The organism is Succinivibrio sp. (assembly GCF_045124615.1).
Taxonomy (GTDB): domain Bacteria; phylum Pseudomonadota; class Gammaproteobacteria; order Enterobacterales; family Succinivibrionaceae; genus Succinivibrio; species Succinivibrio faecicola.
This window is the reverse complement of record NZ_JBGVMC010000195.1, coordinates 1-3,709: the sequence shown is the minus strand read 5'-3', so window position 1 is coordinate 3,709 and position 3,709 is coordinate 1. Positions and strand designations below refer to the sequence as shown.

Here is a 3,709-nt window from a genome sequence, read left to right as displayed (position 1 = left end):
AAGGTGCTCAGAACTACCTGACGATTACATCCTTTCTCAGCACAGCAAGAAAACAAGGTATAGATGCATTTGTTGCTCTGACCTCTGCTTTTAATGGTAAGGCTGAGAAGATTATTTTAGGGGTAGGTTCTGAGTAGTTACGTTTTTTTTATAATAATTGTTTAGATATTTGATGACGTGAATGTCATTAAATATCTGCTTTAATTATATTTAAAAAACTAACAAAATTATTGACTTAAACAGTAGTCATTACTAATACATTCATTTATTTTTTAATTTTGTTGGTTGCAAAATAGGAAAAATAAGCCATTTTCTTACATAATGACTTGAAAAATAAGATAATTATGTACAGATGTACAAAACATGATTTTTTTTGATTTTAAGAAAATTTATTTCAATTATGTGATCAATGAAATATCTATTTTTGCATTTGATTGAACATTTATGCACAGTTAATGAAAAGCATATATAAGCCGTTTATTATAAAAACTGTAAAAGAATTTTTATATTTTGCTTTTAACTTATTGATTTAGAAATATAAAAAAAATAAAAAATTTTTTAATAAGTGTTGACACTCAATAAAAAATCAATATAATGACACACATCGGATGCGGGAATAGCTCAGTTGGTAGAGCATAACCTTGCCATGGTTAGGGTCGCGAGTTCGAACCTCGTTTCCCGCTCCAAATGATGAGAACAGTTAAGGCTGTTCTTTTTTTTTACCCTTTCTCTTGAAAAACATTACACACATCTACATATAAACTTATAGTTCTGTATTTGATTGTTCTTTAATGTATAATCAGCAAATTAGTTTTTTATCAACAGTTATATAAGTTTTAAAAATGTTTGTTACCACACTTGTTACAAAAATCATCGGCAGCTCAAATCAGAGAACTGTCCGCAAGCTTACTAAAATAGTAAAGACCATAAATTCATTAGAAGAAAAGTATTTATCTTTAAAAGACGAAGAGTTTCCTCAGTACACTCTTGATTTTAAGAGACGTATTTCTCAAGGAGAATCCCTTGAGTCAATGCTTCCTGAAGTATTCGCTATTGCAAGAGAAGCTGCAAAGCGTTCTTTAGGACTCCGTCCATTTGATGTTCAGTTAATGGGTGGCATTGTTTTAAATGCAAATAAGATTGCCGAAATGAAAACAGGTGAAGGTAAGACTTTAACTGCTTTATTGCCTTGCTATCTGAATGCTCTTGAAGGTAAGGGCGTTCATGTCGTTACAGTAAATGATTATCTTGCCCGCCGCGATAGCGAGTGGTCTAGACCATTCTATTCATTCCTGGGTATGACAGTGGGTGTAAATGTTCCTGGTATGTCTCCTGAGGAAAAGCGTGATGCCTACAATTGTGATGTAACCTATGGTACAAACAATGAATTCGGTTTTGACTATCTGCGCGACAATATGGCCTACACAAAAGAGCAGAAGGTTCAAAAAGAACTTAATTATGCTCTTGTTGATGAGGTTGACTCAGTATTAATTGATGAGGCAAGAACCCCTCTTATTATTTCAGGTGCTGCAGAAAATGCTGTTGGTCTGTACAATGCTGTTGATAAGCTGATTCCTGGTCTTATTTATCAGGAAAAGGAAGATACTGAAACCTATACAGGCGATGGCGACTATACCTTAGATCTTAAAGCAAAGCAGGCTTATTTGACAGAACGTGGTCAGATTAAGATTGAAGAGAATCTTGTTAAGGCTGGTCTTTTAAAAGAGGGTGACAAGCTGTTCTCATCAGAGAATATTACACTTTTACACCATGTAATGGCTGCTTTACGTGCTCATACTTTATTCAAGAAAGATGTAGATTATGTTGTAGAAAACGGCATGATCATGATTATTGATGAGCATACCGGCCGTAAGATGGAAGGCCGACGCTGGTCAGATGGTCTTCATCAGGCAATTGAGGCAAAAGAAGGTGTACAGGTAAATTCAGAAAACCAGACATTAGCATCTATTACTTTCCAGAATTATTTCCGTATGTACAAGAAGCTTGCTGGTATGACCGGTACAGCAGATACTGAGGCATATGAATTCCAGCAGATCTATGGTCTTCAGACAGTAGTTCTTCCTACAAACAGACCAATGATAAGAAAGGATGAAGCCGATCTTATCTACCTTAACGAAGAAGATAAGTACAATGCAATTGTTGAGGATATCAAAAAGACAATTGCAGCAGGAAGACCTGTACTGGTTGGTACAATTTCAATTGAGAACTCAGAGCGCCTATCCGATCTGTTAAAGAAAAAAGGAATTGCTCATCAGGTTTTAAATGCTAAGTTCCATGAAAAAGAAGCTTATATTGTTGCTCAGGCAGGTCGTCCTGGTACTGTAACAATTGCAACAAATATGGCAGGTCGTGGTACTGATATTATTCTTGGTGGTAATCTGCAGGCTGATATTGCATCATTAGGCGAGAATCCTACTAAAGAGCAGATTGATGAATGTAAGGCTCAGTGGCAGAAGCGTCATGATGAGGTTTTAGCTGCTGGTGGTCTTCACATTATCGGTTCTGAAAGACATGAATCAAGACGTATTGACAATCAGTTAAGAGGCCGTGCAGGTCGTCAGGGTGACCCTGGTTCATCAAGATTCTATCTGTCAATGGATGATAATCTGATGAAACTGTTTGGTTCAGAGAGATTAAAGAACTTCATGAAGAGAATGGGTATGACTGATGGTCAGCCATTAGAGCATAAGTTCATCACAAGAGCTATTGAATCAGCACAGAGAAAAGTTGAGACAAGAAACTTTGATATCCGTAAGAGTCTGATTGAATATGATGATGTAGCAAACGAGCAGAGAAAGGTTATCTATGAGGAGAGAAATTCCCTTTTAGATGGTCAGGATATCTCTGATACTATTCACAATATTTTTGAGGATGTTCTTGATTCAACTGTTTCTGAATTCATTAAACCTAATTCTCTTGCAGAGACTTGGGATACTGAAGGTTTAACAAATAAGTTAAAGTCTGTATTCGACATTGATGCACCAGTTGCTAAGTGGCTTGAAGAGGATGAAAAGCTTGTTGAAAACGACGTAAGAGAAAAGATTATTGCTCTTGGCCATGAGCTTTATAAGGAAAAGTGCCAGACAATCGGTGAAGAAAATCAGAAGAATCTTGAAAAGCAGATTATGCTTCAGTGCATTGATACCTTGTGGAAAGAGCACTTAGCTGCAATGGATTATATGCGTCAGGGTATCGGTCTTCAGGGCTATGCTCAGAAGAATCCTAAGAATGAATACAAGATCCAGTCATTCAATCTGTTTTCAAAGATGCTTGATAATCTAAAGCTGCAGGTAGTTTCAATTCTATGCAGAATTCAGGTACGCGTACGTACACCTGAGGAGATTGAGCAGGTAAAGCAGGCTCAAGAACAGCAAGCTTTAGAACAGAAGATGAGAGAAGAAGCTAAACAGTATGCAAATATGCATATTGGAAGAAATGATCCTTGCCCTTGTGGTTCTGGAAAGAAATTTAAAGTATGTCATGGAAGATTCATTTAATGATCTTTAATTAGGACATTAAGGCCAGAAACGTTTTGTTTCTGGCCTAATTTTTTGCACAATTCGATATATATGCGATTTTCAAAAAAATAAAGAAAAAAAACTCACTTAATTCTTTCTTATTGAAAGTATTTATTTTGAAAAAAAACAAATTTTTTCTTGACTGAATACCTTGTATATGATTTAATACA

The 3,709-nt window shown here is 35.8% G+C and carries 1 protein-coding gene and 1 tRNA gene; both read left to right on the top strand.

Features of this window, described 5'->3' with window-relative positions:
* Positions 1-610: 610 nt before the first annotated feature.
* Positions 611-686, top strand: a tRNA-Gly gene (locus ACJML3_RS05020).
* 156 nt (positions 687-842) lie between these two features.
* Positions 843-3,518: a preprotein translocase subunit SecA gene (gene secA / locus ACJML3_RS05015; protein ID WP_406021158.1), complete on the top strand. Its 2,676-nt coding sequence runs from the start codon at positions 843-845 to the stop codon at positions 3,516-3,518.
* Positions 3,519-3,709: the final 191 nt, after the last annotated feature.